General features: G+C 71.7%; 24 protein-coding genes. 12 read left to right on the top strand and 12 right to left on the bottom strand.

Annotated elements, in window-relative coordinates:
- Nucleotides 1–35 precede the first annotated feature (35 nt).
- From ACIBI4_RS00850 to ACIBI4_RS00830, 5 genes are read left to right on the top strand one after another with little or no spacing between them, the layout of a single operon-like run.
- Nucleotides 36–821, top strand: coding sequence for an SDR family oxidoreductase (locus ACIBI4_RS00850; protein ID WP_399201344.1), 786 nt, complete (start codon nt 36–38; stop codon nt 819–821).
- Nucleotides 822–832: 11 nt separating this feature from the next.
- Nucleotides 833–2,458, top strand: coding sequence for a thiamine pyrophosphate-binding protein (locus tag ACIBI4_RS00845; RefSeq protein ID WP_399201342.1), 1,626 nt, complete (start codon nt 833–835; stop codon nt 2,456–2,458).
- A gap of 14 nt (nt 2,459–2,472) precedes the next feature.
- Nucleotides 2,473–3,420 (top strand): PDR/VanB family oxidoreductase, encoded by a 948-nt coding sequence (locus ACIBI4_RS00840; RefSeq protein WP_399201341.1) that lies wholly within the window; start codon nt 2,473–2,475, stop codon nt 3,418–3,420.
- Between the two features lie 46 nt (nt 3,421–3,466).
- A complete protein-coding gene (locus ACIBI4_RS00835) occupies nt 3,467–3,706 on the top strand; it encodes a recombinase-like helix-turn-helix domain-containing protein (RefSeq protein ID WP_399201340.1) in 240 nt (79 codons plus the stop codon).
- Between the two features lie 41 nt (nt 3,707–3,747).
- Complete coding sequence (locus ACIBI4_RS00830) at nt 3,748–4,773, top strand: Rieske 2Fe-2S domain-containing protein (protein WP_399201339.1); 1,026 nt, start codon at nt 3,748–3,750, stop codon at nt 4,771–4,773.
- On the opposite strand, the gene ACIBI4_RS00825 is transcribed toward ACIBI4_RS00830, so the two are convergent.
- From ACIBI4_RS00825 to ACIBI4_RS00805, 5 genes are all read right to left on the bottom strand, one after another.
- The gene (locus ACIBI4_RS00825) at nt 4,759–5,319 is read right to left on the bottom strand and encodes a MarR family winged helix-turn-helix transcriptional regulator (RefSeq protein ID WP_399201338.1); all 561 of its coding nucleotides are present in this window, start codon (nt 5,317–5,319) and stop codon (nt 4,759–4,761) included. The genes ACIBI4_RS00830 and ACIBI4_RS00825 overlap by 15 nt on opposite strands.
- A gap of 136 nt (nt 5,320–5,455) precedes the next feature.
- The gene (locus tag ACIBI4_RS00820) at nt 5,456–5,866 is read right to left on the bottom strand and encodes a PTS-dependent dihydroxyacetone kinase phosphotransferase subunit DhaM (protein ID WP_399201337.1); all 411 of its coding nucleotides are present in this window, start codon (nt 5,864–5,866) and stop codon (nt 5,456–5,458) included.
- Nucleotides 5,866–6,480 carry a dihydroxyacetone kinase subunit DhaL gene (gene dhaL, locus ACIBI4_RS00815; RefSeq protein ID WP_399201336.1) on the bottom strand — a complete coding sequence of 205 codons (615 nt, stop codon included), beginning with the start codon at nt 6,478–6,480 and terminating at the stop codon, nt 5,866–5,868. The genes ACIBI4_RS00820 and dhaL overlap by 1 nt, the downstream gene beginning before the upstream one ends.
- 60 nt (nt 6,481–6,540) lie before the next feature.
- The gene (gene dhaK / locus ACIBI4_RS00810) at nt 6,541–7,533 is read right to left on the bottom strand and encodes a dihydroxyacetone kinase subunit DhaK (RefSeq protein WP_399201335.1); all 993 of its coding nucleotides are present in this window, start codon (nt 7,531–7,533) and stop codon (nt 6,541–6,543) included.
- A gap of 199 nt (nt 7,534–7,732) precedes the next feature.
- Nucleotides 7,733–8,950, bottom strand: a complete 1,218-nt coding sequence (locus ACIBI4_RS00805) for a PucR family transcriptional regulator (protein ID WP_399201334.1) — start codon at nt 8,948–8,950, stop codon at nt 7,733–7,735.
- Nucleotides 8,951–9,182: 232 nt separating this feature from the next.
- On the opposite strand from ACIBI4_RS00805, the gene ACIBI4_RS00800 reads away from it, so the two are divergent.
- Genes ACIBI4_RS00800 through ACIBI4_RS00790 form a run of 3 tightly spaced genes read left to right on the top strand, consistent with a single transcriptional unit; the run spans nt 9,183 to nt 12,444 of the window.
- The gene (locus tag ACIBI4_RS00800; protein WP_399201985.1) at nt 9,183–10,637 is read left to right on the top strand and encodes a flavin-containing monooxygenase; all 1,455 of its coding nucleotides are present in this window, start codon (nt 9,183–9,185) and stop codon (nt 10,635–10,637) included.
- Complete coding sequence (locus ACIBI4_RS00795; protein ID WP_399201333.1) at nt 10,634–11,587, top strand: alpha/beta fold hydrolase; 954 nt, start codon at nt 10,634–10,636, stop codon at nt 11,585–11,587. Before ACIBI4_RS00800 ends, ACIBI4_RS00795 begins: the two co-directional genes overlap by 4 nt.
- On the top strand, nt 11,584–12,444 hold the full coding sequence (locus ACIBI4_RS00790; RefSeq protein ID WP_399201332.1) for an SDR family NAD(P)-dependent oxidoreductase: 861 nt from the start codon (nt 11,584–11,586) through the stop codon (nt 12,442–12,444). The genes ACIBI4_RS00795 and ACIBI4_RS00790 overlap by 4 nt, the downstream gene beginning before the upstream one ends.
- Before the next feature lie 85 nt (nt 12,445–12,529).
- Here the strand turns inward: ACIBI4_RS00790 and ACIBI4_RS00785 are convergent, their stop codons facing one another.
- Together ACIBI4_RS00785 and ACIBI4_RS00780 are read right to left on the bottom strand one after the other, a co-directional pair.
- Entirely contained in the window at nt 12,530–13,267 is a 738-nt protein-coding gene (locus tag ACIBI4_RS00785; protein ID WP_399201331.1) for a D-Ala-D-Ala carboxypeptidase family metallohydrolase, read from the bottom strand.
- A gap of 164 nt (nt 13,268–13,431) precedes the next feature.
- On the bottom strand, nt 13,432–13,662 hold the full coding sequence (locus ACIBI4_RS00780; protein WP_399201330.1) for a hypothetical protein: 231 nt from the start codon (nt 13,660–13,662) through the stop codon (nt 13,432–13,434).
- Nucleotides 13,663–13,888: 226 nt separating this feature from the next.
- Here ACIBI4_RS00780 and ACIBI4_RS00775 point away from each other — a divergent pair, with 226 nt between their 5' ends.
- From ACIBI4_RS00775 to ACIBI4_RS00760, 4 genes are all read left to right on the top strand, one after another.
- Nucleotides 13,889–14,494: a Type-2Aa cytolytic delta-endotoxin gene (locus ACIBI4_RS00775; protein ID WP_399201329.1), complete on the top strand. Its 606-nt coding sequence runs from the start codon at nt 13,889–13,891 to the stop codon at nt 14,492–14,494.
- A 173-nt stretch (nt 14,495–14,667) separates the two neighbouring features.
- The gene (locus ACIBI4_RS00770; RefSeq protein ID WP_399201328.1) at nt 14,668–15,459 is read left to right on the top strand and encodes a 3-hydroxybutyrate dehydrogenase; all 792 of its coding nucleotides are present in this window, start codon (nt 14,668–14,670) and stop codon (nt 15,457–15,459) included.
- A 91-nt stretch (nt 15,460–15,550) separates the two neighbouring features.
- The gene (locus tag ACIBI4_RS00765; protein ID WP_399201327.1) at nt 15,551–16,930 is read left to right on the top strand and encodes an MFS transporter; all 1,380 of its coding nucleotides are present in this window, start codon (nt 15,551–15,553) and stop codon (nt 16,928–16,930) included.
- 143 nt (nt 16,931–17,073) lie between these two features.
- Nucleotides 17,074–18,966: a helix-turn-helix domain-containing protein gene (locus ACIBI4_RS00760; RefSeq protein ID WP_399201326.1), complete on the top strand. Its 1,893-nt coding sequence runs from the start codon at nt 17,074–17,076 to the stop codon at nt 18,964–18,966.
- Nucleotides 18,967–19,054: 88 nt separating this feature from the next.
- On the opposite strand, the gene ACIBI4_RS00755 is transcribed toward ACIBI4_RS00760, so the two are convergent.
- The 5 genes from ACIBI4_RS00755 to pcaH form a co-directional block, all read right to left on the bottom strand.
- Nucleotides 19,055–19,438 (bottom strand): barstar family protein, encoded by a 384-nt coding sequence (locus tag ACIBI4_RS00755; RefSeq protein WP_399201325.1) that lies wholly within the window; start codon nt 19,436–19,438, stop codon nt 19,055–19,057.
- A gap of 65 nt (nt 19,439–19,503) precedes the next feature.
- Nucleotides 19,504–20,610: an alpha/beta fold hydrolase gene (locus tag ACIBI4_RS00750; protein WP_399201324.1), complete on the bottom strand. Its 1,107-nt coding sequence runs from the start codon at nt 20,608–20,610 to the stop codon at nt 19,504–19,506.
- On the bottom strand, nt 20,607–21,923 hold the full coding sequence (gene pcaB / locus ACIBI4_RS00745; RefSeq protein WP_399201323.1) for a 3-carboxy-cis,cis-muconate cycloisomerase: 1,317 nt from the start codon (nt 21,921–21,923) through the stop codon (nt 20,607–20,609). Before pcaB ends, ACIBI4_RS00750 begins: the two co-directional genes overlap by 4 nt.
- Nucleotides 21,920–22,471 (bottom strand): protocatechuate 3,4-dioxygenase subunit alpha, encoded by a 552-nt coding sequence (gene pcaG, locus ACIBI4_RS00740; protein ID WP_399201322.1) that lies wholly within the window; start codon nt 22,469–22,471, stop codon nt 21,920–21,922. The genes pcaB and pcaG overlap by 4 nt, the downstream gene beginning before the upstream one ends.
- A complete protein-coding gene (pcaH, locus tag ACIBI4_RS00735) occupies nt 22,471–23,280 on the bottom strand; it encodes a protocatechuate 3,4-dioxygenase subunit beta (RefSeq protein WP_399201321.1) in 810 nt (269 codons plus the stop codon). Before pcaH ends, pcaG begins: the two co-directional genes overlap by 1 nt.
- Between the last annotated feature and the right edge of the window lie 45 nt (nt 23,281–23,325).

Genomic DNA, 23,325 nt, shown 5'->3' with positions numbered 1-23,325 from the left:
CCCTCACGGACCGTTGCCGATCCCACGGAGCACCCATGGATCTCGGCCTCGCCGACCGCACGGTCGTGGTCACCGGAGGCAGTTCGGGCGTCGGCCTGGCCACGGTCCGCGCCCTCCTCGACGAAGGCGCCAAGGTCGCCACCTGCGGCCGCGACGCCGATCGCCTGGCCAAGGCGACCGCCTCCTTCGACCCGGACCGCCTCTACGCCGCCACGTGCGACGTCCGCGACGCCGAGTCGGTGAAGCGCTTCATCGACGGAGCGACAAACCGATTCGGACCGGCCGTCGACGGACTCGTCAACAACGCGGGCCAGTCCCGGATGAAGCCGCTCGACGACACCACCGCCGAGGACTGGCGCGACGAGCTCGAGCTCAAGTTCGCGGGCGTCCTGCACCCGCTGACCGCAGCTCGCACGGCACTTCGCGCCTCCGGCTCCGCGAGCATCGTCAACGTCAACGCGGTGCTCGCCAAGCAGCCCGAGACACGGCTGATCACCACCTCGGCGGCGCGCGCCGGGATCCTCAACCTCTCCAAGTCGCTCTCGGCCGAACTGGCAGGGGACGGCATCCGCGTCAACTCCGTCTGCCTCGGCCTCGTCGACACCGGCCAGTGGACCCGCCGCCACGCCGCCGCCGACAGCGGACTGTCCTACGAGGACTGGCAGGCCGAACTGGCCGCCGACCGCGGCATCGCCCTCGGCCGCCTCGGCCGCGCCGAGGAGGTCGCCTACGCGATCGTCACGCTCCTGTCGCCGCGCGCCTCGTACATCACCGGAACCAGCATCGACGTCTGCGGCGGAGTCGGCCGCGGCATTCTGTGAGGAGCACCGCCATGCAGTACGAGAACGGTGGCGACCTCCTCGTCGCCCACCTCAAGTCCCTCGGCATCGACACGGTCTTCGGCATCGTGTCCGTGCACAACCTGCCGCTCGTCGAGGCCGTCGACCGTGAGCTGCGCTTCGTGCCCGTCCGGCACGAGGCCACCGCCGTCAACGCCGCCGACGCCTGGGGCCGCGCACGCGGCACCCTCGGCTGCGCGCTCACCTCGACCGGCACCGGCGCGGGCAACGCGGCGGGCTCCCTGATCGAGGCGCTGGCCTCCGGCACCTCGGTGCTGCACATCACCGGCCAGGTGGAGTCCGAGTTCCTCGGCTCGGGGCGTGGCTACATCCACGAGACCAAGGACCAGCTCGGCATGCTGACCGCGGTCTCGGTGCACGCGGCCACCGTGCCGGACGCCGCGTCGGCGGGCCGGATCCTGCGCGAGGCCACGGCGGCGGCGCTGGGCGCACCGGGCGGTCCGGCGAGCGTGGAGTGGCCGGTCGACCTGCAGTTCGCACGGCAGTCGGACGACGGGGAGGAAGCTCTTTGCGGGGAGGCCCCCGTCGTACCGGAGGCTGAACTCGCCGCCGCGGCAGACCTGTTGAGCACCGCTCGCAAGCCGCTGATCTGGGCCGGCGGAGGCGCCGCCACCGCACGCGCCGAACTCCTCGCCCTCCTCGAAGCGACAGGGGCCGGCCTTGTCACCTCCAACTCCGGCCGCGGCTCCGTCGCCGAGGACCACCCGCTGGTCATCGGCAACTTCGCCACTACCCCGGCCGTCCGCGCCCTGCTCGCCGACGCCGATGTCCTCGTGACGATCGGCACCCACTTCCGCTCCAACGAGACGGCGGACTACGGACTCGAACTCCCCACCGCCCACATCCAGATCGACGTCGACTCGGCCGCCCTCGGCCGCGTCTACCCCGCCCGCCACGCCCTGCACGGCGACGCGGCCGCCGTCGTGCCCGCGCTCACCGCCTCGGCCGTCCGCGCGGACGCCGACTGGTCGCGGCGGGTCACGGACGTACGGGAGCAGGTCCGGGCCACGCTGCACGACAACATCGGCCCCCAGGCGGCGATCTGCGACGCGCTCGCCGAACTGCTGCCCGCCGGCGCCGTCGTCGCCCGCGACGTCACCATCCCGTCCTCGTCCTGGGGCAACCGCCTGCTCCCGATGCACGATCCGCGGGGCAACGTCTTCCCGCGCGGCGGCGGCATCGGGCAGGGCCTCGGTATGGGCATCGGCGCGGCCCTCGCCCGACCCGACGAACCCAGTGTCGTCATCGCCGGCGACGGCGGCCTCGCCGTCCACCTCGGTGAACTCCTCACCCTCGCCCAGGAACGCCCCCGCCTCACCCTGATCGTCTTCAACGACGGCGGCTACGGCGTCCTGCGCAACATGCAGGACAAGTACGCGGACCGCCGCTCGGGCGTCGACCTCGTCACCCCCGCCTTCCGCACGCTCGCCGAGGCGGTCGGGCTGCCGTACGCCCGGATCGCCGCCGAGGACGAGGCACATCCGGTGCTCGCCGAGGCCCTCGCGAGCGACGGGCCGACGCTCGTCGAGGTCGATCTGCACGCCCTCGGCCCGATGAAGAACCCGTTCACCCCACCCGTCAAGATCTACACCGCGTAGGGAGGCCGACCGCCATGACGATCGATCCCGAAGAGCCCCGCGAGCTGCTCGTCCGCCGCATGACATGGGAGGCCGACGGCGTCCTGTCCGTCGAACTGGCCCACCCGGACGGCAAGCCGCTCGCCCCGTGGACGCCCGGCTCCCACCTGGACCTCCACGTGGGCGGCCAGATCCGCCAGTACAGCCTGTGCGGCGACCCGGCCGACGCCACCCGCTACCGCGTGGCCGTCCTCAACGAGCCGTCCTCGCGCGGCGGTTCACGCCACGTCCATACGAAGCTGCGCCCGGGCCAGAACGTCACCGTGCTGGGACCGCGCAACCACTTCGCCCTCGAACCGGCGGCCTCGTACGTCTTCATCGCGGGCGGTATCGGCATCACCCCGATCCTCGCCCAGGCCCGCCAGGCCGAACGCGACGGCATCCCGTACCGCCTGATCCACGGTGGACGCAGCCGCGCCTCGATGGCCTTCGGCGGCGAACTCGGCGCGCTGCGCGGGGGAGAGGTCAGCTTCGTACCGCAGGACGAGCAGGGCCACATCGATCTGGCCGCCGCGCTCGCGGACCTGCCGGCCGACGCGCTCGTCTACTGCTGCGGCCCCGCACCGCTCCTCGACGCCGTCGAGGCCGTCTGCCCCGCCGGACAGTTGCGCATCGAGCGGTTCGCGGCGCCCGTCGTGGAACGCGACGGTGACGACACGTCCTTCGAGGTGGAGTTCCGTGCCAGCGGCACCACCGTCACGGTCGGTGCCGGCACGTCCATCCTCGACGCCGCCGAGAGCGCCGGCGTCAGCACCCAGTCGTCGTGCCGCGACGGCATCTGCGGCACCTGCGAGACCCGCGTCCTGGCCGGCGTCCCCGACCACCGTGACTTCCTCCTCAGCGACGCCGAGAAGGAGACGGCCGGGACGATGATGATCTGCGTCTCGCGCTGCTCCTCCGACCGCCTCGTCCTGGACCTCTGAGTCCACCGCGTCATCCGAGACCTCTGCGACCCCCTGGAGCACTGCCGTGACCACCAACGTGACCAGCGAAACCTGGCCGTCCCTGGACCGCCACCAGTCCCGTGACCACGAGCCCACCCCGTACGAACTGAAGCTCGCCCGGACGCTGGAGGAGATCTTCAGCACCGAGGGCCATGACCTCGCCGACGTGATCGCCGGCCTCAACGCCCGCCAGGTGGCCACCTTCGACGGCAGTCCGTGGACGGAAGAGTCCTTCCGTGCCGAGATGCGCCGCCTGGGTGCCTGAACCGACCGACCACCGCCTCGATCCAGGGAGTTGAAACCGCCATGGCGCTGACCACCAAGGCAACCGCCGAGCACATCTACACCACCGGGCTGCGCAACCAGTGGCACCCCGTCGTCCCCTCGCACTTCGTCGCACCCGGTGCGATGCGCAAGGTCACTGCCCTCGGCGAGGACTGGCTGCTGTTCCGCAAGGCCGACGGCACTGTCTCGATGCTCGCCGACCGCTGCCCGCACCGCGGCGCACCCCTGTCCCTCGGCAAGCACCTGGGCGACCGGGTCGCCTGCTGGTACCACGGCGTCGAAGTCGACACCACCGGCACCGTGACCTCCGTGCCCGGCCTTCCGGGCTGCAACCTGGAGGGCAAGGCGCTCGTCACCTCCCTGCCGGTGCGGGAGGTCGGCGGCGCGATCCTCGCGTACTTCGGCGACGAGGAGCACCCGGAGCCCTGCGAGCTCACCCTGCCCGAACCTCTCGTCGACGACGAGATCGAGGCGATCCTGTGCTACGCCGAGTGGGACTGCAACTGGCGCTTCGGCATGGAGAACCTGCTCGATCCCATGCACGGCGCCTTCCTGCACCACGACTCCCACACCATGTTCGACGGGGAGTCGCAGGCCAAGTTCCGCATCCGCGAGACGGACCGCGGCTACTTCTTCGAGAAGACCGACCAGCGGGGCGTCAACTTCGACTGGGTCGAGCTCTGCCGCACCGGCATCGACTGGGTCGACCTGTCCATCCCGTACCCGCCGTCCGCGGGTCCCGGCGGCGCCTTCGGCATCGTCGGCATGGCCTGCCCCGTCGACGAGCGGCGCACCGGCGTCTTCTTCTGGCGCTACCGCAAGGTCTCCGGCTGGCAGCGCGACACCTGGCGCTTCCTCTACAAGACCCTGATCGAGGAGCGTCACTGGGAGGTCCTGGAGCAGGACCGCGTCATGCTCGAAGCCATGCCCGTGGACGCCGACCAGTACGAGAACCTCTACCAGCACGACCTCGGCGTGGTCCGCCTGCGCCGCCTGTACCAGGCGCAGGCGAAGGCGCAGTCGAAGACCGCGTCAGTGGTCGGCTGAGCCGGCCGCCCCGTTGATCTCCTCCGCCTCGTCGGCCGCGAGGATCGAGGTCTCCAGATGGGAGAGGAGCTTCGCGAGCTGACGGCGCTGGGGCAGGGAGAGCCCGGCGAGCATGGCCTGCTCGTTGTCGAGGTGCGAGGCGAACACCTCGTCGACAACGCGCAGGCCGTCGTCGGTGAGCCGGGAGTAGACGACCCGCCGGTCCTCCGCGTCGCGCTCGCGCACGAGGAGACCGTCCTTCTCCAGGCGGTCGAGGCGCAGGGTCACCCCCGCCGAGGAGACGAGCCCCGACGCCGCCAACTGGCCCGCGGTCAGCCGGTAGGGGGCGCCGGAGCGGCGCAGGGCCGTGAGGACGTCGAAGCCGGCGACGGACAGTCCGTACTTCTCGATCCTGCTGGTGAGCCGTGCGTTGTAGTGCAGATACGCGCGGTGCAGGCGGGCGAGGACCTCGAGGGGTGAGGTGTCGAGATCCGGCCGCTCGCGCGCCCAGTCCTCGACGATCGACGCCACCGCGTCCTTGCGGCCGGTTCGTGCCCGCTGTGCCATGCCGCCCGTACGTCCCCTCGTGCAGATGTGCCGCTGTACCGGTCCCACTTAGGGGACCCTTAGCTGTAAAGCATCTTAGCCCTCAATGATCAGCCGTTGGCAAGAGTGTGCCGCTCACACTTTGCGAACGCGCCGCTCACACCTTGCGGTACTCGTAGGCCTCGCGCGCGGCGGCCTCCACCGCGTCGAGATCCGCGCCCGCCGACGCGGCCACCACGGCGGCGACCGCGCCCTCGACGAGCGGGGCGTCCACGAGGCGGGAGCCGGGCGGGAGTTCGTCCTCGTCGAGGAGGAGCGTCTTCACGGTGAGGACCGCGCTGCCCAGGTCCACCAGGATCGCGACGCCCGCGCCGCGGTCCACGGAGAGCGCCGCGGCCGTGATCAGCTCGGCGCTGGTGCCCAGGCCGCCGTCCGGGGTGCCGCCCGCCGCGGCGACCGGAGCGGTGCCCTTGCCGCCGGACAGACCGACCGCGAGGTCCGCGACGGCCGCCGCGACCTGCGCGCTGTGCGAGACGAGGACGATGCCGACCGGTGCGCCGTCGCTCATCACACGGCCCCTTCCCCGCCCGCGGCGGTCTCCGCGAGCGCCGTGAACAGCAGGGCCGTCGAGGTGGCGCCCGGGTCCTGATGCCCGACGCTCCGCTCGCCGAGGTAACTCGCCCTGCCCTTGCGGGCGATGAGCGGAATCGTCGCCTCGGCACCCTGCCCGGCCGCCTCGGCGGCGGCCGCGAACGAGGCGCCGACCTCCGCGACCGCCGGCTCCAGGGCGTCGACCATCGTCTTGTCCCCGACGCTCGCCCCGCCCAGCTTCTCCACCGCGTCCACCCCGGCCCGCAGGGCGTCGGCGAACTGCTCCTGCGACACCTGCGCCGCGTCCCCCAGCTCCTTGCCGGTGCGGCGCAGCAGCGTCCCGTACAACGGTCCTGACGCCCCGCCCACCGTCGAGATCAACTGCCGTCCCGCCAGGACCAGGACGGCTCCCGGTGTGTCCGGCGCGTCGCTCTCCAGGACGGCCGCGACCGCCGTGAAGCCGCGACGCAGATTGCTGCCGTGGTCGGCGTCGCCGATCGGTGAGTCCAGGTCGGTGAGCCGTGTCGCCTCGCGTTCGACGGCGGCGGCGGTCGCCGTCATCCAGCGGCGGAAGAACTCGGCGTCGAGCACAGGGTCTCCTGTCTCCGGGAGGGATGGTGGTTCAAGCGAGGGCCGGTGGTCCACGGGAGGTCACATGCCCCAGCGGAGTGCAGGCGTACGGACGGGCGCGTCCCACAGACGCAGCAGGTCCTCGTCGATCTCGCAGAGAGTCACCGAGGCGCCCGCCATGTCGAGGGAGGTCACGTAGTTGCCGACGAGGACCCGCGCCACGGCCACATCGCGTGCGGCCAGGACACGGGAGACCTCCGCGTGGAACCCGTACAGCTCCAGGAGAGGGGTGGCGCCCATCCCGTTGACGAGCAGCAGGACCGGATTGCGCGGGCGCATGTCGTCGAGGATCGCGTCGACCGCGAACTCGGCGATCTCGCCGGAGGTCATCATCGGCCGCCGCTCGCGGCCCGGCTCCCCGTGGATACCGATGCCCAACTCCAGCTCGCCCGGCGGCAGATCGAAGGTGGGGCTGCCCTTCGCGGGCGTGGAGCAGGCGCTGAGGGCGACACCGAAGCTGCGGGAGCGCTCGTTGACCTGGCGGCCGATCGCCTCCACGCGCTCCAGCGGCATGCCCTCTTCGGCAGCCGCGCCCGCCAGCTTCTCCACGAACAGCGTCGCGCCCGTGCCGCGCCGGCCTGCCGTGTACAGGCTGTCGGTGACAGCCACGTCGTCGTCGACGAGGACCTTGGCGACCTGGATGCCTTCGTCCTCGGCGAGTTCGGCGGCCATGTCGAAGTTCATGACGTCGCCCGTGTAGTTCTTCACGATGAACAGGACGCCCTTGCCGCTGTCCACGGCCGCCGCGGCCCGCACCATCTGGTCGGGCACAGGGCTGGTGAACACCTCGCCGGGGCAGGCCGCCGACAGCATCCCGCGGCCCACGAACCCGCCGTGCAACGGCTCATGGCCGCTGCCGCCGCCGGAGATCAGCGCGACCTTGTCGGCCACCGGTGCGTCGCTGCGTACGATCACGCGGTGCTCAACATCCACGGTCAGCTCCGGATGCGCCGCGGCCATGCCGCGCAGCGCGTCCGCGACCACCGTCTCCGCCACATTGATGAGCATCCTCATGAGTACCTCCTGGTGAGACTGCGGTTCGCGGTGCTCGGAAGGGTTGTCCGTGGTCCTCGTGCTGTGGCCGTGGTGCGGCGCATTGCCGACATTATCGACGCGCGGGCGCCCGCGCACCGGTGCGTGGGCGGTCAATTCGACGGCCTGTGCGGATCTCCTGCGGCTCGCACGATTCCGGCCGCTCCCCGCCCCTTGTGTCTCAGCCGTGTCCGCGCCACTGGAGGACCCTGAGGGCGGCGCCGACCTCGACCGGATGCTCGGCGAGCGGGCGGGGCAGGAGCCGGTCGGCGCGGGCCAGCCGACGCAGCAGAGTGTTGCGGTGGGTGAACAGGCGGGCAGCGGCGCGGGTGGCGTTGCACTGTTCGGCGAGGAACACGCTCAGGGTCTCGATGAGTTCGGGCGGTGCGGTCTCCAGCCCGCCGAGGGTGCGCGCCAGGAAGCGGTCGGCGCGTTCGGGGTCGGCGGTGAGCAGGGCGACGAGTTCGATCTCGTGATGGAAGGCCAGGCGGGACGGCGAGGTCAGGCGGGTGAGCATCTGCTGGGTGGTGAGCGCGTCGAGGTGGCTGCGGCGGAACCCGTCGACACCGGGCGCGGGGGAGCCGATGGCGATCCGTACGTCCGGCAGGTGGTCCAGCGCGGCGCCCAGTCGGCCGGCGTCGGGCGAACCGTGCACCCACAGCCAGCGCGTGGCCGCACTGGCGATCACACTGAGCGGGCGGAGCTGGCCCGCGGCCTCGGCGAGCGCGTCGGCCGCGCGGTCGAGCAGGAGCAGATCGGTGTCGGTGGCGTCGGTCCAGATGATCGCGGCGGTGTGCGTCTGGTCGAGCCGGTGGCCGAGACGGCTCTCCGCGCGCTTGCGGGTGATCGGAGCGCCTTCGAGGAGCAGGGTGACGGTCTCGCGCCGTTCGGCGTGGGTACCGCGGGTGAGCTCGTCGCGCTCGGCGCGCATCCGGGCCGAGATGGCGCCCACGGTGTCGTCGACGAACGAGGCGATGGAGCGCAGGGACACATCGAGCAGTTCGCGCAGCTCCTGCGGATCGTCGGTGAGCGAGCAGGCGATCTGCGTCCACATCCGTACGGCGATGCTCTCGCCCACGCGGTACGCGTCCAGGGCGGACTCGTCCAGGCCGCGCCGCACGATGTCCCGCGCGACCGCCACGGGCGCCTCCGTGTCGTTGGCCGGGACCGGCTCGCCCGGCGCGCGGACGTTGGAGGCCGCCCAGAACAACAGGTTCGAGCGGTTGGTACGCCGCGTGCCCGCGGCGAGCACCGGATCCGCCGCGATCTGGCGGACGGCTTCGCCTGCCAGGGTCGCCGCGTCCAGTTCGGCGATCCAGTCGGCGGGCGGGGTGAGCGCGATCTCGGCGCCCTGGCGGATCAGCTCCCGGATCCGGGGGGAAGGTGGCGGCCACGACATTCCGCCATCGTAGAGGTGCATAGTGCTGCGTGGCACCCATGCCAAGGGTGCACTTTGCACGTTGTGAGAGGGTCCTGGCGCCACCACGATGGACGCACACGTCCATCGACACCGCCCGGAGCCGCCCGTGTCCTCGTCCTCCGTCCGCTCTGCACCCGCCGTCTCGGCGCCGGACGAGTCCGCCGGATCCGCCGGGTCCGCCGGATCCGGTCCGGAGCATCTCGATGTCCTCATCGTCGGAGCCGGGATCTCGGGCATCGGTGCCGCGCGCTACCTCACGACCGAACTGCCCGCCAAGAGCTTCGCGATCGTGGAGGCGCGCGAGGCCTCCGGCGGCACCTGGGACCTGTTCCGCTACCCGGGCATCCGCTCGGACTCGGATCTGCACACCTTCGGCTACGAGTTCAAGCCCTGGCGCGACGAGCAGTCCATCGCGGACGCGCCCCGGATCCTCGACTACGTGCGGCAGACGGCCACCGAGAACGGCCTCGACGCGCACATCCGCTACCGGCACAAGGTCATCGGCGCCTCCTGGTCGACCGCCGAGGCGCGCTGGACCGTCGGGATCGAGCGCGTCGACACCGGCGAGCGCACCACGCTCACCTGCGGCTGGCTGTTCTGCGCGGGCGGTTACTACCGCTACGACGAGGGCTTCACCCCGCAGTTCGAGGGCATCGAGGACTTCCGCGGCCCGGTCGTGCACCCGCAGCACTGGCCCGAGGACCTCGACTACGCGGGCAAGCGCGTGGTCGTGATCGGCAGCGGGGCGACCGCGGTCACCGTGGTGCCCGCGATGGCGGAGACCGCCGGGCACGTCACGATGCTGCAGCGCACCCCGACGTACGTCATGCCCATCCCGCGCGTCGACGCCGTCGCCAACGCCATGAAGAAGTACCTCGGCGAACGCCGCGGCTACGCGCTCGCCCGGCGCAAGAACATCGCCCAGCAGCGCGTGGTCTGGAGCTTCTGCAGGAAGTACCCGAAGGCGGCGCGGCGGCTGATCCGCTGGGTCAACACCCGTCAGCTGCCCGACGGTTATCCCGTCGACAAGCACTTCAACCCGCCGTACGACCCGTGGGACCAGCGGCTGTGCGCGGTCCCCGACGGTGACCTGTTCCGGGCGATCCGCAAGGGCCGGGCCTCCGTGGTCACCGACCGGATCGCGCGCTTCACCGAGCAGGGCATCAGCCTGGAGTCCGGCCAGGAGCTGGCCGCGGACGTCGTCGTCACCGCGACCGGACTCAACGTGCAGGCGTTCGGCGGCATGCGCCTCACCGTCGACGGCAGCGAGATCGAGCCGGCGGACACCCTCGCGTACAAGGGCATGATGCTCTCCGGCGTCCCGAACTTCGCGTACGCCATCGGTTACACCAACTCCTCCTGGACGCTGAAGATCGGCCTGCTCTGCGAGCACTTCTGCCGGCTGCTCGCCCACATGGACCACCACGCCCACACCGTCTGCCGCCCCGAGCCGTCCGATCCGGGGATGCCGACCCGTCCGTTCCTGGACTTCGGCGCCGGCTACATCCGGCGCGCGGTCGACGGGCTTCCCCGCCAGGGCGACCGGATGCCGTGGCTGACCTCGATGGACTACCGCGACGACGTGAAGCTGCTGCGGTCGGGACGGGTCGCCGATCCGGAGCTGCGGTTCACACGCGCCGCCGCCACGGCGGAGGTGCCGGCATGAGCGGCGGTACGGAGTCGGGCGCCGGCGAGGACCGTTTCGTCGAGGTGCCCGCGGGTCCCCGGCTCGCCTACCGCACCCACGGTCCGGACGACGGCGAACCGCTCCTCCTCATAGCCGGGTTGAGCCTCGACCTCACGTCCTGGCCTGCCCGCCTCGTGGACGGATTCACCGCACAGGGCTTCCGGGTGATCCGCTTCGACAACCGCGACGCGGGCCGCTCCACCAGGATCGCCGCACGCCCGCCGGGCCGGATGCGGCAATTGTTCTCACGCCCCTGCCCCGATGCGTACGACCTGGCCGACATGGCCGCCGACACCCTCGGTCTGCTCGACGCTCTCGGCATCAAGCGCGTCCATCTGGTGGGCATGTCGATGGGCGGCATGATCGCGCAGACCCTCGCGGCCCGGCACCCGGACCGCGTCGCCACACTCACCTCGATCTTCTCCACGACCGGCAACCGCCGGGTGGGCCGGCCGGCCCTGTCGACCATCGCCAAGCTCCTCGCCGCACCGCCTCGTACCGTCGAGGAGTCGGTGACCGGACACATTGCGCTCCTCGCCCATATCGGAGGCACCGGCTTCGCGCCCGACGAGGCCGAGGAGCGGGCCTGGGCCAGAGGGCTCTGGGAGCGCACGGAAGGCAAGCGCTCCGGCGCGCAGGTGGCCCGGCAGATCGATGCGATACGGGCCTCCGGCGACCGCACCGCCGAACTGCGCCGGATCACCGCGCCCACGCTCGTCGTGCACGGCGACCGCGACCGCATGGTGCACCCCAGCGGCGGCCGCGCCACGGCCGCCGCGATCCAAGGCGCCGAGCATGTGGAGATCGCCGGCATGGGCCACCACCTCGCGCCCGGCGTCCTTCGCCGACTCGTCGGCCTGACCACCGAACTCGCCCGCACCCACGGGGCAGCGCTCGCGCCCGTCCCCGCGACAGGAGAACCCGTATGAGCAACAGCGTCCGCGACAAGGTGGCCGTGGTCACCGGCGCAGGCTCCGGCATCGGCCGCCGACTGGCCTTCGAACTGGCCAAGCGCGGCGCGCGGCTGGCCCTCAGCGACGTCGACGAGGCGGGTCTCGGCGAGACCGCCGACCGCGCCAAGGCGCTCGGCGCGGACGTGCACCGCGCCCGCCTCGACGTCAGCGACCGCGCCGCGGTCGTGGCCTACGCCGCCGAAGTCGCCGCGCACCACGGGGTCGTGCACCAGATCTACAACAACGCCGGGATCAGCGGCGGCGGCCGGACCGTCCTGGAGATGGACTGGGAGGTCTACGAACGGACCCTGGCGGTCAACCTGTTCGGCGTCATCCACGGCACCAAGGCGTTCCTGCCGCACCTCATCGCCTCCGGCGACGGGCACGTCGTCAACGTCTCCAGCCTCAACGGCTTCCTGGCCCAGCCCACCCTCTCCGCGTACTGCGCCAGTAAGTTCGGCGTACGGGGCTTCACCGAGGCGCTGCGCACCGAGCTCCTGACCGAGCGCGCCCCGGTGCGGGTCACGCTCGTGCACCCTGGCGGCGTGAAGACGAACATCGCCTCCGCCACGCTGTCCGAGGCGCATGAACAGGGCGTCACGCCGACGGCCGCCCAGCTCGAGCGCACGCGCGTCTACAACGAGAAGCTCCTGAAGATGCCCGCCGAACAGGCGGCCCGGATCATCGTGGACGGCGTGGAAGCGGGCTCAGCGCGCATCCGCGTCGGCTCGGACGCCAGGCAGGCGGACCGGCTGGTACGGCTGCTGCCCGCGCGCTACCCCCGGATGGTCGCCAAGCTCGAACGGAAGCTGTTCGGCGCCGGGCGCGGCTGAGATGTGAGCCGTCCTCGGGGGAATACGCCGATGGCGCGCCGCGTGGAGCGGACGCGCCATCGGTGCGGACCGTGATCCGAGTCGGTCAGATGCCGCAGGAAGGGGCTGACCAGAAGCGACTGGCGCGGTGGTCGACGTGGGTGTGGTCGTTGTGGCCCGGGTAGCCGGGGCCGAGGATGCCGTTGAAGCCGTGGTTGCGGGCCTGTTGGGCCAGTCGGCACAGGGAGTGGGGTCCTGAGCCGAGATCGGCCGCGTCTCCGTAGAGGTGGCGGCTGTTGGAGGCGCCCCCGACCGCGCTGTTGCAGGCCTGGGACCTGAATCCGCTGGTGACCCTGATCGGCTGGTCGCCGAGGGCGTGCCGCAGAGCCTCCAGTTTCCACATGGTGCGCAGGGCGTTGGACTTGGCGGTGGCCGCGGAGACGGCGCCGCCCGACCAGGTGGAGTTGCAGGTGTTCAACTCGGCGTAGGAGAAGTGGACGGGGGTGCAGTCGTCGTCCTGCAAGGCGTAGATCTTGCTGAACGTCGCCGGTCCGGCGATGCCGTCGGCGGCGAGTCCGTACGCCGACTGGAACCGCTTGACGGCGGCGGCGGTCGCCGGCCCGTAGGAACCGTCGATGGCGAGGACACCGCCCGAGCCGGGGTATCCGGCGACCCGGATCTGCAGCTGGGTGACGTCGGCGCCCGAGGCGCCTTGCGACAGGTTCCGCGACCACGTGTAGCAGCCGTCGGCCTGGGCGGTGCCCGAGGTGGCAAGCACACCACCGATCGAACTGGCAATGAGCATGACAATCGTGAGAAGCAGTCGTGCGGTACGTCTGGACAACGGGCCCTCCAGAGGGGGATGGGGAGTCCGGTACGGGGGGAGCACGCGTGCAACGCTGAGAGTGACGGGGCCGGGCGCGGCGCGTCAACAGGGCGAGGACGACTGTCATTTGTCGGCCCATTGGCGGCCCCCAGGGCCCGCGCCGCCCGGCCCCTCCCTCCCGGTCAGGCCGGCGTATCCACCGGCAACCGCGGACACACCTGATGCACCAGCTCGAACAACCGGCGCTCATTGCCCGCGAGACCGGCCGCCGCCAGCGCCTGGTCCGCCTCCGCCATCGGCGGCGTGAGCACGGTGAGCGCGAGCGGCGCGCCGCGTGGATCCTCCAGGGCCGCGCGAGCCGTCTGGAGGAGGCGGATGTAGGCCTGTGCCGCGACAAGTTCGAGCTCGGTCATGTCAACTGCCCTTTCGTGCAAGGTCTCGGACCTTTCCCCTGAAGGTCTCGGACAGACCAGTCTTGCGTACGCCACTGACAACGCCCCGCGACCTGCGCAGTTGCCGTGCTGTCCGGCACCCGGGCGGCCGATCCCCGGGCCGGGCCCGCCCGTCATACTGAGCGCTCCCGACGATCACTCGGGTGGGCGCGACGGACATCGAGGCAGTTGTGACAAGGAGCGAGCGATGAGCGAGCAGAACGGCACCCACGCCGAGACCGGCACCCACGCCGAGACCGGGTACCGGACCGTCCACGAGATACAGCCGTCAAGTGCCGTGGCGTACAAGGAGATCGAGGCACGCTTCACCGAGGCGCTGGCCGCGCCCCGCGCGCAGGTCCTCGGGCGCGTCCAGAAGGCGGCACGCGAACTCCCCGGCACCCGCGTCGTACGTGTGATCCCCGGGTTCGGCGTGCAGGAGAACGCGCCCGTGCACGTCATGGTCCTCACGTTGAAGGAAGGCGTCCGCCAGGCCCTGGTCGACCCCTTCGCCAACGAACGTTTCTGGACAGGTGTGGACGGCGCGCTCGCCGACCTCGTCACGGGACTCGCGGACCTGGACGGCACACCCCATTTCCGGTTCGTCGACAGCGGCCCGGACTCCACCGCGTACACCTGCGATCTGCTCTTCGCGCTGCAGGACGAGGAGACCGAGGGCGCGCTGTACGCGGTGTCCTTCTGCGTACGGATCGAGGTGGGGCTGCCCAAGGCGCAGGTCCTGGCGCTGACCCTGGAGGACACCGCCCCGTTCGCGATCCGCCTGGACGCGGTGAGCGTGCGCCGGGAGGTCTGAGGGCCGCCTCGGGCCCGGCGCCGGAGGGGCGAATTCCACCTCTTGGCCCGGCGCCGGGGGACCCGAGGCCGCCCCCGGGGCGCCGAAGTGGCGGCTCCCCACATCACGACCGTCGAATATATGGGTGCGCGACACATGGGCCGACCGGCCGTCTGTCTCTAGCGTTTCCCGCCATGACGAGCCAACTTCCCGGGCCGCCCGGAACCTCCGCGGCCGCCGCCGTGCACCTGCCGGGCCGCAGCGCCCTGGTGACCGGCGGCGGCAGCGGCATCGGCCGGGCGTGCGCCCTCGCCCTGGCCGCGGCCGGTGCCCAGGTCCATGTCGTGGACCTCGACGCCGAGTCGGCCAAGGAGACCGCCGAGGCGGTCGGCGGGACCGCGCACGCCGTCGATCTTGCGGACGCCGCCGCGCTGCGGTCGCTGCCCCGCGACATCGACATCCTGGTCAACAGCGCGGGACTGCAGCATGTCGCCCCGCTCGAGGAGTTCGCCCCCGAGCGCTTCGAGCTGCTGCAGAAGGTGATGGTCACCGCGCCGTTCCTGCTGATCCAGCGGTCGCTGCCCCATATGTACGCGCAGGGCTGGGGCCGGCTCGTCCACATCTCGAGCATGCACGGACTGCGGGCCAGCGCCTTCAAGTCCGCGTACGTCACCGCCAAGCACGGCCTCGAAGGCCTCAGCAAAGTGGCCGCGCTCGAAGGCGCACCCCATGGCGTCACCAGCAACTGCGTCAATCCCGGCTATGTGCGGACGCCCCTGGTCGAAGGCCAGATCGCCGCGCAGGCCGAGGCGCACGGCATCGATCCGGAAGCCGTCGTCGGCGAGGTGCTCCTCGAACGCTCGGCGATCAAGCGGCTGATCGAACCCGAGGAGGTGGCCGCCGCGGTGCTCTGGCTGTGCGGCCCGCACACCGGCTTCATCACCGGCACCTCGCTCCCTGTCGACGGCGGCTGGGGAGCCAACTAGCCCACCCGCCCCACCCCCGTACGTCCCCAGGCACCACGCACCCCCCGCGCATCCCCGTCCCCGCACAGCCGACCGAAACGGTGGCCTCACGATGACCAGCGTCAGCTCCGCACCACCCAGTTCGCGTTCGATCCGCAGGATCGTCGCCGCGAGCCTCGTCGGCACCACCATCGAGTGGTACGACTTCTTCCTCTACGGATCCGCCGCGGCCCTGGTGTTCAACACCCTGTTCTTCCCGGACAGCGACCCGCTCGTGGGCACCCTGCTCTCCTTCCTCACCTACGCGGTCGGCTTCGCGGCCCGGCCACTCGGCGGTGTGGTCTTCGGCCACTACGGCGACAAGATCGGCCGTAAGAAGCTCCTGGTCATCAGCCTCCTGATGATGGGCGGCGCGACCTTCGCGATGGGTCTGCTGCCCACCCACGCCACCATCGGCGTCGGCGCGCCCATCCTCCTCACCCTTCTGCGCCTCATCCAGGGCTTCGCGCTCGGCGGCGAATGGGGCGGCGCGGTCCTGATCGTCTCGGAGCACGGCGGCGCCAAGCAGCGTGGCTTCTGGGCCTCGTGGCCGCAGGCCGGAGCGCCCGGCGGCAACCTGCTCGCGACCGGTGTGCTCGCCCTGCTCGCCGCCGTGCAGTCGGACGCCGCGTTCCTGGCCTGGGGCTGGCGCATCCCGTTCCTTCTCTCCGGTGTCCTTGTCGTGATCGGCCTGTGGATCCGGATCTCCGTCACCGAGTCGCCCGTCTTCCTCGAAGCACAGGCGAAGGCGGAGGCCAGGGCCAAGCAGGGCGTCAAGGAGGAGCCGCCGGTCGTCGAGGTGTTCAAGCGCAGCTGGCGCGAGGTGCTCACCGCGATCGGCACCCGCTTCGGCGAGAACATCTCGTACTACGTCCTGACGGCCTTCCTGCTGGTCTACGTCACCGTCCACCTGGAGCTCCCCAAGTCCACCGCCCTCAACGCCGTCCTCATCGGCTCGGCCGTGCACTTCGTGACCATCCCGCTGTGGGGTGCGCTCTCGGACCGTGTCGGACGCCGGCCGGTGACGCTGGTCGGTGCGGTCGGCATGGCGCTGTGGGCCTTCGCGTTCTTCGCGCTGCTCGACACCGAGTCGTTCGCGGTGATCACGTTCGCGGTGACCGTGGGTCTGCTCTTCCACGGTGCGATGTACGGGCCGCAGGCCGCGTTCATCTCGGAGATGTTCGACACCAAGGTCCGCTACTCGGGCGCTTCCATGGGTTCGCAGCTCGCGTCGATCATCGGTGGTGCGCTCGCCCCGATCATCGCGGTGGAACTCCTGAAGGACTACGGGACGTCCACCCCCGTCGCCCTGTACCTGGCGTTCGCGGCGCTGGTCACCGCGGTGACGGTGTGGATCGCGAAGGAGACCCTCGGCCGTGATCTGACCGAGGACATCGCGACCCCGGCCGAGCAGCCCGCGGACAAGATCGCGGCAGCTCCGGTCAACGGCTGATCCGCCCCGTTGCCACCCACTGGGCCCGCCGTGCCGCGCACGGCGGGCCCTCGCCGCGCCCTCGCCGTCGACGACGCGGCGCGGACGCGAAGCTCACCTCGACCCGTATGGGAAAACCCACCGGACTCCGTATGCTCCCCACCATGACCGGCCCCGGCGAACCCCCTGCGACCAGCGGCGCCGCCCTGCGCCGGCTGCTCGACCTGCTCGCCGACGGCGCGGGCGCCGAGGACTTCGCACGGCCCGCCGCCGAAGCCCGCGCCGCGGGTGCGGGCGCCGCCGAACTGGCCGAGATCGGCGAGGCCACCGAGGTCGCCCTGCGCATCCGCCGCACCCTCAGCCAGCACCGCCGCCGCGAGACCGAACTGACCGCGCTCTTCGACACCGCGAGCGACCTCGCGGCCCTGCGCAACCTCGACGCCGTGCTGCGCGCGATCGTGCACCGCGCCCGTCTTCTGCTCGGCACGGACATCGCGTACATGTCGCTCAACGACGACACGGCCGGTGACACCTATATGCGGGTCACGGACGGCTCCGTGTCCGCCGCGTTCCAGCAGGTGCGGCTCGGCATGGGCGAAGGGCTCGGCGGGCTCGTCGCGCACACCGCGCGCCCGTACGCGACCGGCGACTACCAGGACGACCCGCGCTTCAAGCACACCCTCACCATCGACAGCGCCGTCCGCGAGGAGGGTCTGCACGCGATCCTCGGCGTGCCGCTGATGCTGGGACCGAAGGTGCTCGGCGTCCTGTACGCCTCCGACCGTTCACCGCGCACGTTCTCGCCGCAGGAGGTCAACCTCCTGTCGTCGCTCGCCGACCACGCCGCCATCGCCATCGACAGCGCCCGGCTCCTGGAGGAGACCCGCGCCGCCCTCGACGACCTCAACGAGGCCTCGGCGACCATCCGCGCCCACAGCTCCGCGATGCGCCGCGCCGAGGAGGCCCACGACCAGCTCACCGACCTCGTGCTGCGCGGCGGCGGAGCCGACGAAGTCGCGGGCGCGCTGGCCGCGATCCTCGACGGCGGCATCGTCCTGCACGACGCGGACGGCGCCCGACTCGCCGCCACCGCGGGCCAGTCGCAGAACCTGGCCGCCCCGGACGTGACGGCGTCCCGCACCAGCGGCCGGGCCGTCGAGCGCGACGGCATCTGGGTCTGCGCGGTCCTCGCGGGCCCCGAACTCCTCGGCTCGCTCGCCCTCACCGGCCGCGCCGACCTCTCCGACGCGGACCGGCTGCTCTTCGAGCGCGCCGCCGTCGTCACCGCGCTGCTGCTCCTGCTGCGCCGCTCGGTCGCCGAGGCCGAGGAACGCGTCCGCGGCGAACTCCTCTCCGACCTGCTCTCCTCGACCGGCGACCCGACCGCCCTGACGGCTCGCGCCCGCCGCCTCGGCGTATCCCTGGCCCGCCCGCACGCGGTATTCGTCCTGCACGCCGAATCCGCACCCCGCCACCGCCTCCTCGCCGCCGGCGCCCGCCTCGCGCAAGGCGGCCTGGCGGGCATCCACCACGAACAGGTCGTCCTCGTCCTGCCCAGCGACCGCCCCGGACCGCGCGCCCAGACCCTCTCCGACCAGCTCGGCCAGGCCCTCGGCACCGCGGTCACGGTCGGCGCGGCGGGCCCGGCGCCCGGCCCCGCGGCCCTGGCCGCCGCCCACGCGGAGGCCGCCCGCTGCCTCTCCGCCCTCCGCGCCCTCGGCCACGCGGGTCGCGGCGCGGCCCTCGCCGACCTGGGCTTCATCGGCGTACTCCTGGGCGACCAGGCCGACTTGAAGGGCTACGTGGACCAAACTCTGGGCCCGCTCCTCGACTACGACACCCAACGCGGCACGGCGTTGGTCGCCACCCTCGACGCCTACTTCACCCAGGGCACCAGCCTCACCCGCACCAAGGACACGCTGCACGTCCACGTGAACACGGTCGTGCAGCGCCTGGAACGCATCGGCCGGCTGGTGGGCGACGACTGGAACGCTCCGGCGCGGGCGTTGGAGTTTCAGCTGGCGCTGCAGTTGCATCGGTTGAGCGGGAGGGACTGATGTGGCAGCGGTGCCCGGCAGTGTCAGCCATGGCCGCAGGGGGATAGTCGTCGTCGGCAGCGGACCAGGTTGACTCCGGTCCGCCTGGCTAGCGCAGAGCCAGTCGCCCAGGAAGTTCCGCCTCGATGATCTCGACCAGCCAGTCGAAGGCGGTCGGGCCGCGACCCGCCCGAGCGTCCGCAAGTTCGGCGCTCACCCGGGGCCGGTTCGCCGGATGGCAGTGAGCGAGCTGCACTTCCAGCTGACGGACGGTCTCCGGGTATCCGAGATGCCGGCGGGAGGCCGCGTGATCGCGCCACTCGATCGCGAAGTCGCCGTCGTCAGGCCTCTCGAAGCCGCCGCTCAGGCAGTCGGCGAAGGCGTCGAGGTTCCGGCCGAAGTACTCGCCGCAGCCCAGGGTCTCACCGGCGACCCGCCAGAAGTCCTCCAGGGTCCTGACCTGGCTGCCGTCCAGCACGTATTTCATCGTCACAGCACGCAGCGTACGTCCGGCCGGGCGTCCGACCTCGCGAGAGGCCCGGGGAACCCGGGCAGCGCCTAGCTGTCCTCCAGCACCCCCTGCACCACCCCGAACGCCGCATTGGCCGCCGGCACACCGACATACACGGCACACTGCTGCACCACCGCAGCGATCTCCCGCGGCGTGAGCCCGTTGCGGCGCGCCGCCCGCACATGCAGGGCGAGCTCGTCGAGGTGACCACCCGCCACCAGCGCGGTCAGCGTGATCATGCTGTGTTCGCGGCGGCTCAGTGTCTCGTCCGTCCAGATCTCGCCCCACGCGTAGCGGGTGATGAAGTCCTGGAAACGTGCGGTGAGTTCGGTCTGGCGTTGCTGTGCGCGGTTCACGTGGGCGGTGCCCAGTACCTCGCGGCGTACGGCCATGCCGAGACCCGCGGGTCCGGTGAAGTGGCCGCGCAGTGCGGCGAGGACGGGGCCGGGGGACTCGGCGACCGCCAGGTGTGAGGCGTTCGGGATTTCGGTGAGGGTCGAACCGGTGATGCCGTCCGCGAGTTCGCGCAGGTGGGCCGGTGGGGTTGCCGGGTCCTCGCGGCCTGCGACGAGGAGGGTGGGTGCGGTGATCACCGGGAGGTGGGCGCGCAGGTCGTAGGAGGCGAGGGCGTCGCAGCAGGACGCGTATGCGCGTGGGTCTGCTGTGCGGTGGTCGTCGACCAGGCGTTCGGAGGAGTACGCGGGGGTGAACCAGCGATCGGGTGCGCCGGCCGCCAGTGCGTCGAGGCCTTCGCGGCGTACGAGGGCGGCGCGGTCGAGCCACTGCTGCGGGTCGCCGAAGCGTGCCGAGGAGCAGAGGACGGCGAGGCGCTCGATGCGCTCGGGGTGGTGTGCGGCGAGGTGGAGGCCGATGGCGCCGCTGATCGAGACGCCCGCGTAGGCGAAGCGGTCGAGGCCGAGCTCGTCGGCGAGGTGGAGGACGAGTGCGGCGAGGTCCGCGATGGTCGCGCCGTCCTTGATGAGGGACGCGGGGGAGTGGCCGTGGCCGGGCAGGTCGAAGCGGATCACGTGGTGGGTGGTGGAGAGCTCGGGTGCGACCGCGTCCCAGAGCGCGGTCGATGTGCCGAGTGACGGTCCGAGCAGCAGCGGGGGAGCGGTGGGGGAGCCCTCGGTGGTGTGGTGCGGGGTGGTCAAGGTCGCTCCAGTGCACGGTCGGTGAGGAGGCCCGCCGCGCCGGTGTATCCGGCCGGGTCGGTGAGGGCGTCGAGGGGCAGAGTGGCGAACGAGGGGTGTTCGGCGAGGAGTTGAGGCAAGGTTCCCTCGCCCTCGCGGACTCGTCCGGCGAGCGTGGTAAGGAGTTGCTTGGCGCGGTCGCGTCCGACGATCGCGCCGAGTTCCGCGGTGAGTCGTTCGGAGACGATCAGGCCGTCGGTACGGTCGAGGTTGCGGCGCATCGCGTCGGTGTCGATGTGGAGTGCGGGGAAGAGTTCCGCCGCGTTTTCGGCGGCGCCCGCGACGGCGCGCAGCAGTTCGCGCAATGGTTGCCACTCGGCATGCCAGGCGCCGGGCGGCCGTTCGTCCTCGGCGACCAGCGACCCGTACAGGATCGAGGCGAGCGCCGGTGCCTGCCGGGCGGCGGCCGCGATGAGCGTGGCCCGGACGGGGTTGGCCTTGTGCGGCATGGCGGACGACCCGCCGCCTGCGCCTTCGGCCACCTCGGCGATCTCGGTGCGCGAGAGCGTGAGGACATCCGCGGCCGCCTTGCCGAGCGCACCGGCCGTGAAGGCCAGCGCACCCGCGAGGTCGGCGATGGGGGTGCGGAGGGTGTGCCAGGGGAGCGGCGGCTCGGCGAGTCCCGTCTCGCGCGCGAAGGCGGCGACGAGTTCGGGGTTGCCGCCGAGTGCCGCCAACGTACCGGCGGCGCCCCCGAGTTGTGCGGGCAGTGCGGACCGCACCGTCTGAACCCTGTCCCGCGCGTCGAGCACCAACGACCGCCACCCCGCCGCCTTCAGCCCGAACGTGGTCGGCACCGCGTGCTGCGTGAGGGTCCGGCCCGCCATCACGGTGTCCCGGTGCGTGGCGGCCAGGCGTGCCAGCGCTACCTCGGACCGGGCGAGATCCGCCAGTACGAGGTCGAGGCAGCGCGCCGCCACCAGCATCGTCGCCGTGTCCACGATGTCCTGGCTGGTCGCACCGCGGTGCACGAACGCGCGGTGTTCCTGCGCTACCGAGGCCTTGAGTTCGGACACGAGCGCGAGCACCGGATTCCCCGCGGCCCGTGCCCGTAGCGTCAGCGCCTGTACGTCGAAGGCGTCCGCACGCGCTGCCGCCGTCACCGCTTCGGCCGCGGTGGACGGCACGTCGCCGACCGCGGACTGCGCCCGCGTCAGAGCGCTCTCGGCGTCCAACAGGGCTTGCAGGTAGGCGAGATCGGAAGTCGCGGCGGCGCCCTGCGACCCGGCCCACCCGGGCGAGAGTAGCCCGCCCTCCTCGTACGGCGGCATCATCCGAAGTCCAGGAAGACCGTCTCGCCCTCGCCCTGCAGCCGGATGTCGAACCGGTAGGTGGCCGGCCGCTCCTCGTGCGCAAGGAGTGTGGCGCGGCGGTCGGCCGGCAGGCCGGACAGCAAGGTGTCCTCGGCATGCCGCAGATAGGCGCGGGTGTGGAGGTGGTGGAGCAGTCCGCGCGCGAAGACGAGGACGGACAGGTACGGGACACCGCCCGGCGGTAGCGTCCGCACCGCGTAGTGGCCGTCGGCGTCGGTGGCGATGCGTCCGAATCCGGTGAAGGTGACTCCGTCACGTCCGATGACCTCGCCGGTCACCGGGTCGTGCCGCAGCGAGCCGGGAGCCCCGGTGCGCGACCCGTCGGGCGCGGGCTGCCACGTTTCGAGGAGGGCGTCGGGCACGGGCCGGCCGGCGCCGTCGTACACGTACCCGTGCACGGTGATCAGGTCGGGATGCCCGACGGGCGCGACCTCGGCGCCGCCCGCGAACGGCAGCGCGTACCCGTAGAACGGGCCGACCGTCTGTGAAGGAGTGGGGGTGAACGACATCAGTGCTCCTCCTCGAAAAGCGTGGCGGACGGACCGTCGAGCACGATGTCCCAGCGGTAGCCGAGCGACCATTCGGGGACCGACAGACCGTGGTCGTACGCCGCCACGAGCCGCTCGCGTGCGGCGGGATCGGTCACCGACTGCAGCACCGGGTCGTACGCGAAGAGCGGATCGCCGGGGAAGTACATCTGCGTCACGAGGCGCTGTGTGAACGCCGTGCCGAACAGCGAGAAGTGGATGTGTGCCGGCCGCCACGCGTTGACGTGATTGCGCCACGGATACGCGCCGGGCTTGATCGTCGTGAAGGAGTACGTGCCGTCGTCGTCCGTGAGGCAGCGGCCGAAGCCCGTGAAGTTGGGGTCGAGCGGCGCGGGGTGCTGGTCGAGCTGATGCGCGTACCGGCCGGAGGCGTTCGCCTGCCAGAGTTCCACCAACTGTCCGCGTATCGGGTGACCTTGACGGTCGGTCACGCGGCCCGTGACGGTGATGCGTTCACCGAGCGGCTCGCCGAGGTGCTGCCGTGTCAGGTCGCGGTCGAGCGCGGTCACGTCCGTGACACCGAAAGCGGGACCGGACAGTTCGACGGCCTCAGGATCGCGCACGGGTATCAGGGGCCGGCGGGGGTGGCGCAGGGTACTGCTGCGATACGGCGGGAAGTCACGCGTCGGATGCACCGCACCAGCCGATCCGGCCGGACCGTCGGCACCCGCACCATCCGCTCGGTCCGTGCCCGCCTGCGCCTTGGCGACTTCGGCGTCGATCTGCTCCTGCGAGAGCCCGTCGGGCAGGGCCTCGGGAAGGTCCGTCATGGGGGAACTCCGATAAGGGTCGAGGAGAGAGAAGGCGGGGGCCCG

The sequence above is a fragment of the Streptomyces sp. NPDC050418 genome, assembly GCF_044458745.1.
Classification (GTDB): domain Bacteria; phylum Actinomycetota; class Actinomycetes; order Streptomycetales; family Streptomycetaceae; genus Streptomyces.
The sequence above is the reverse complement of the archived record's forward strand: the minus strand, read 5'-3'. Positions and strand labels throughout refer to the sequence as shown.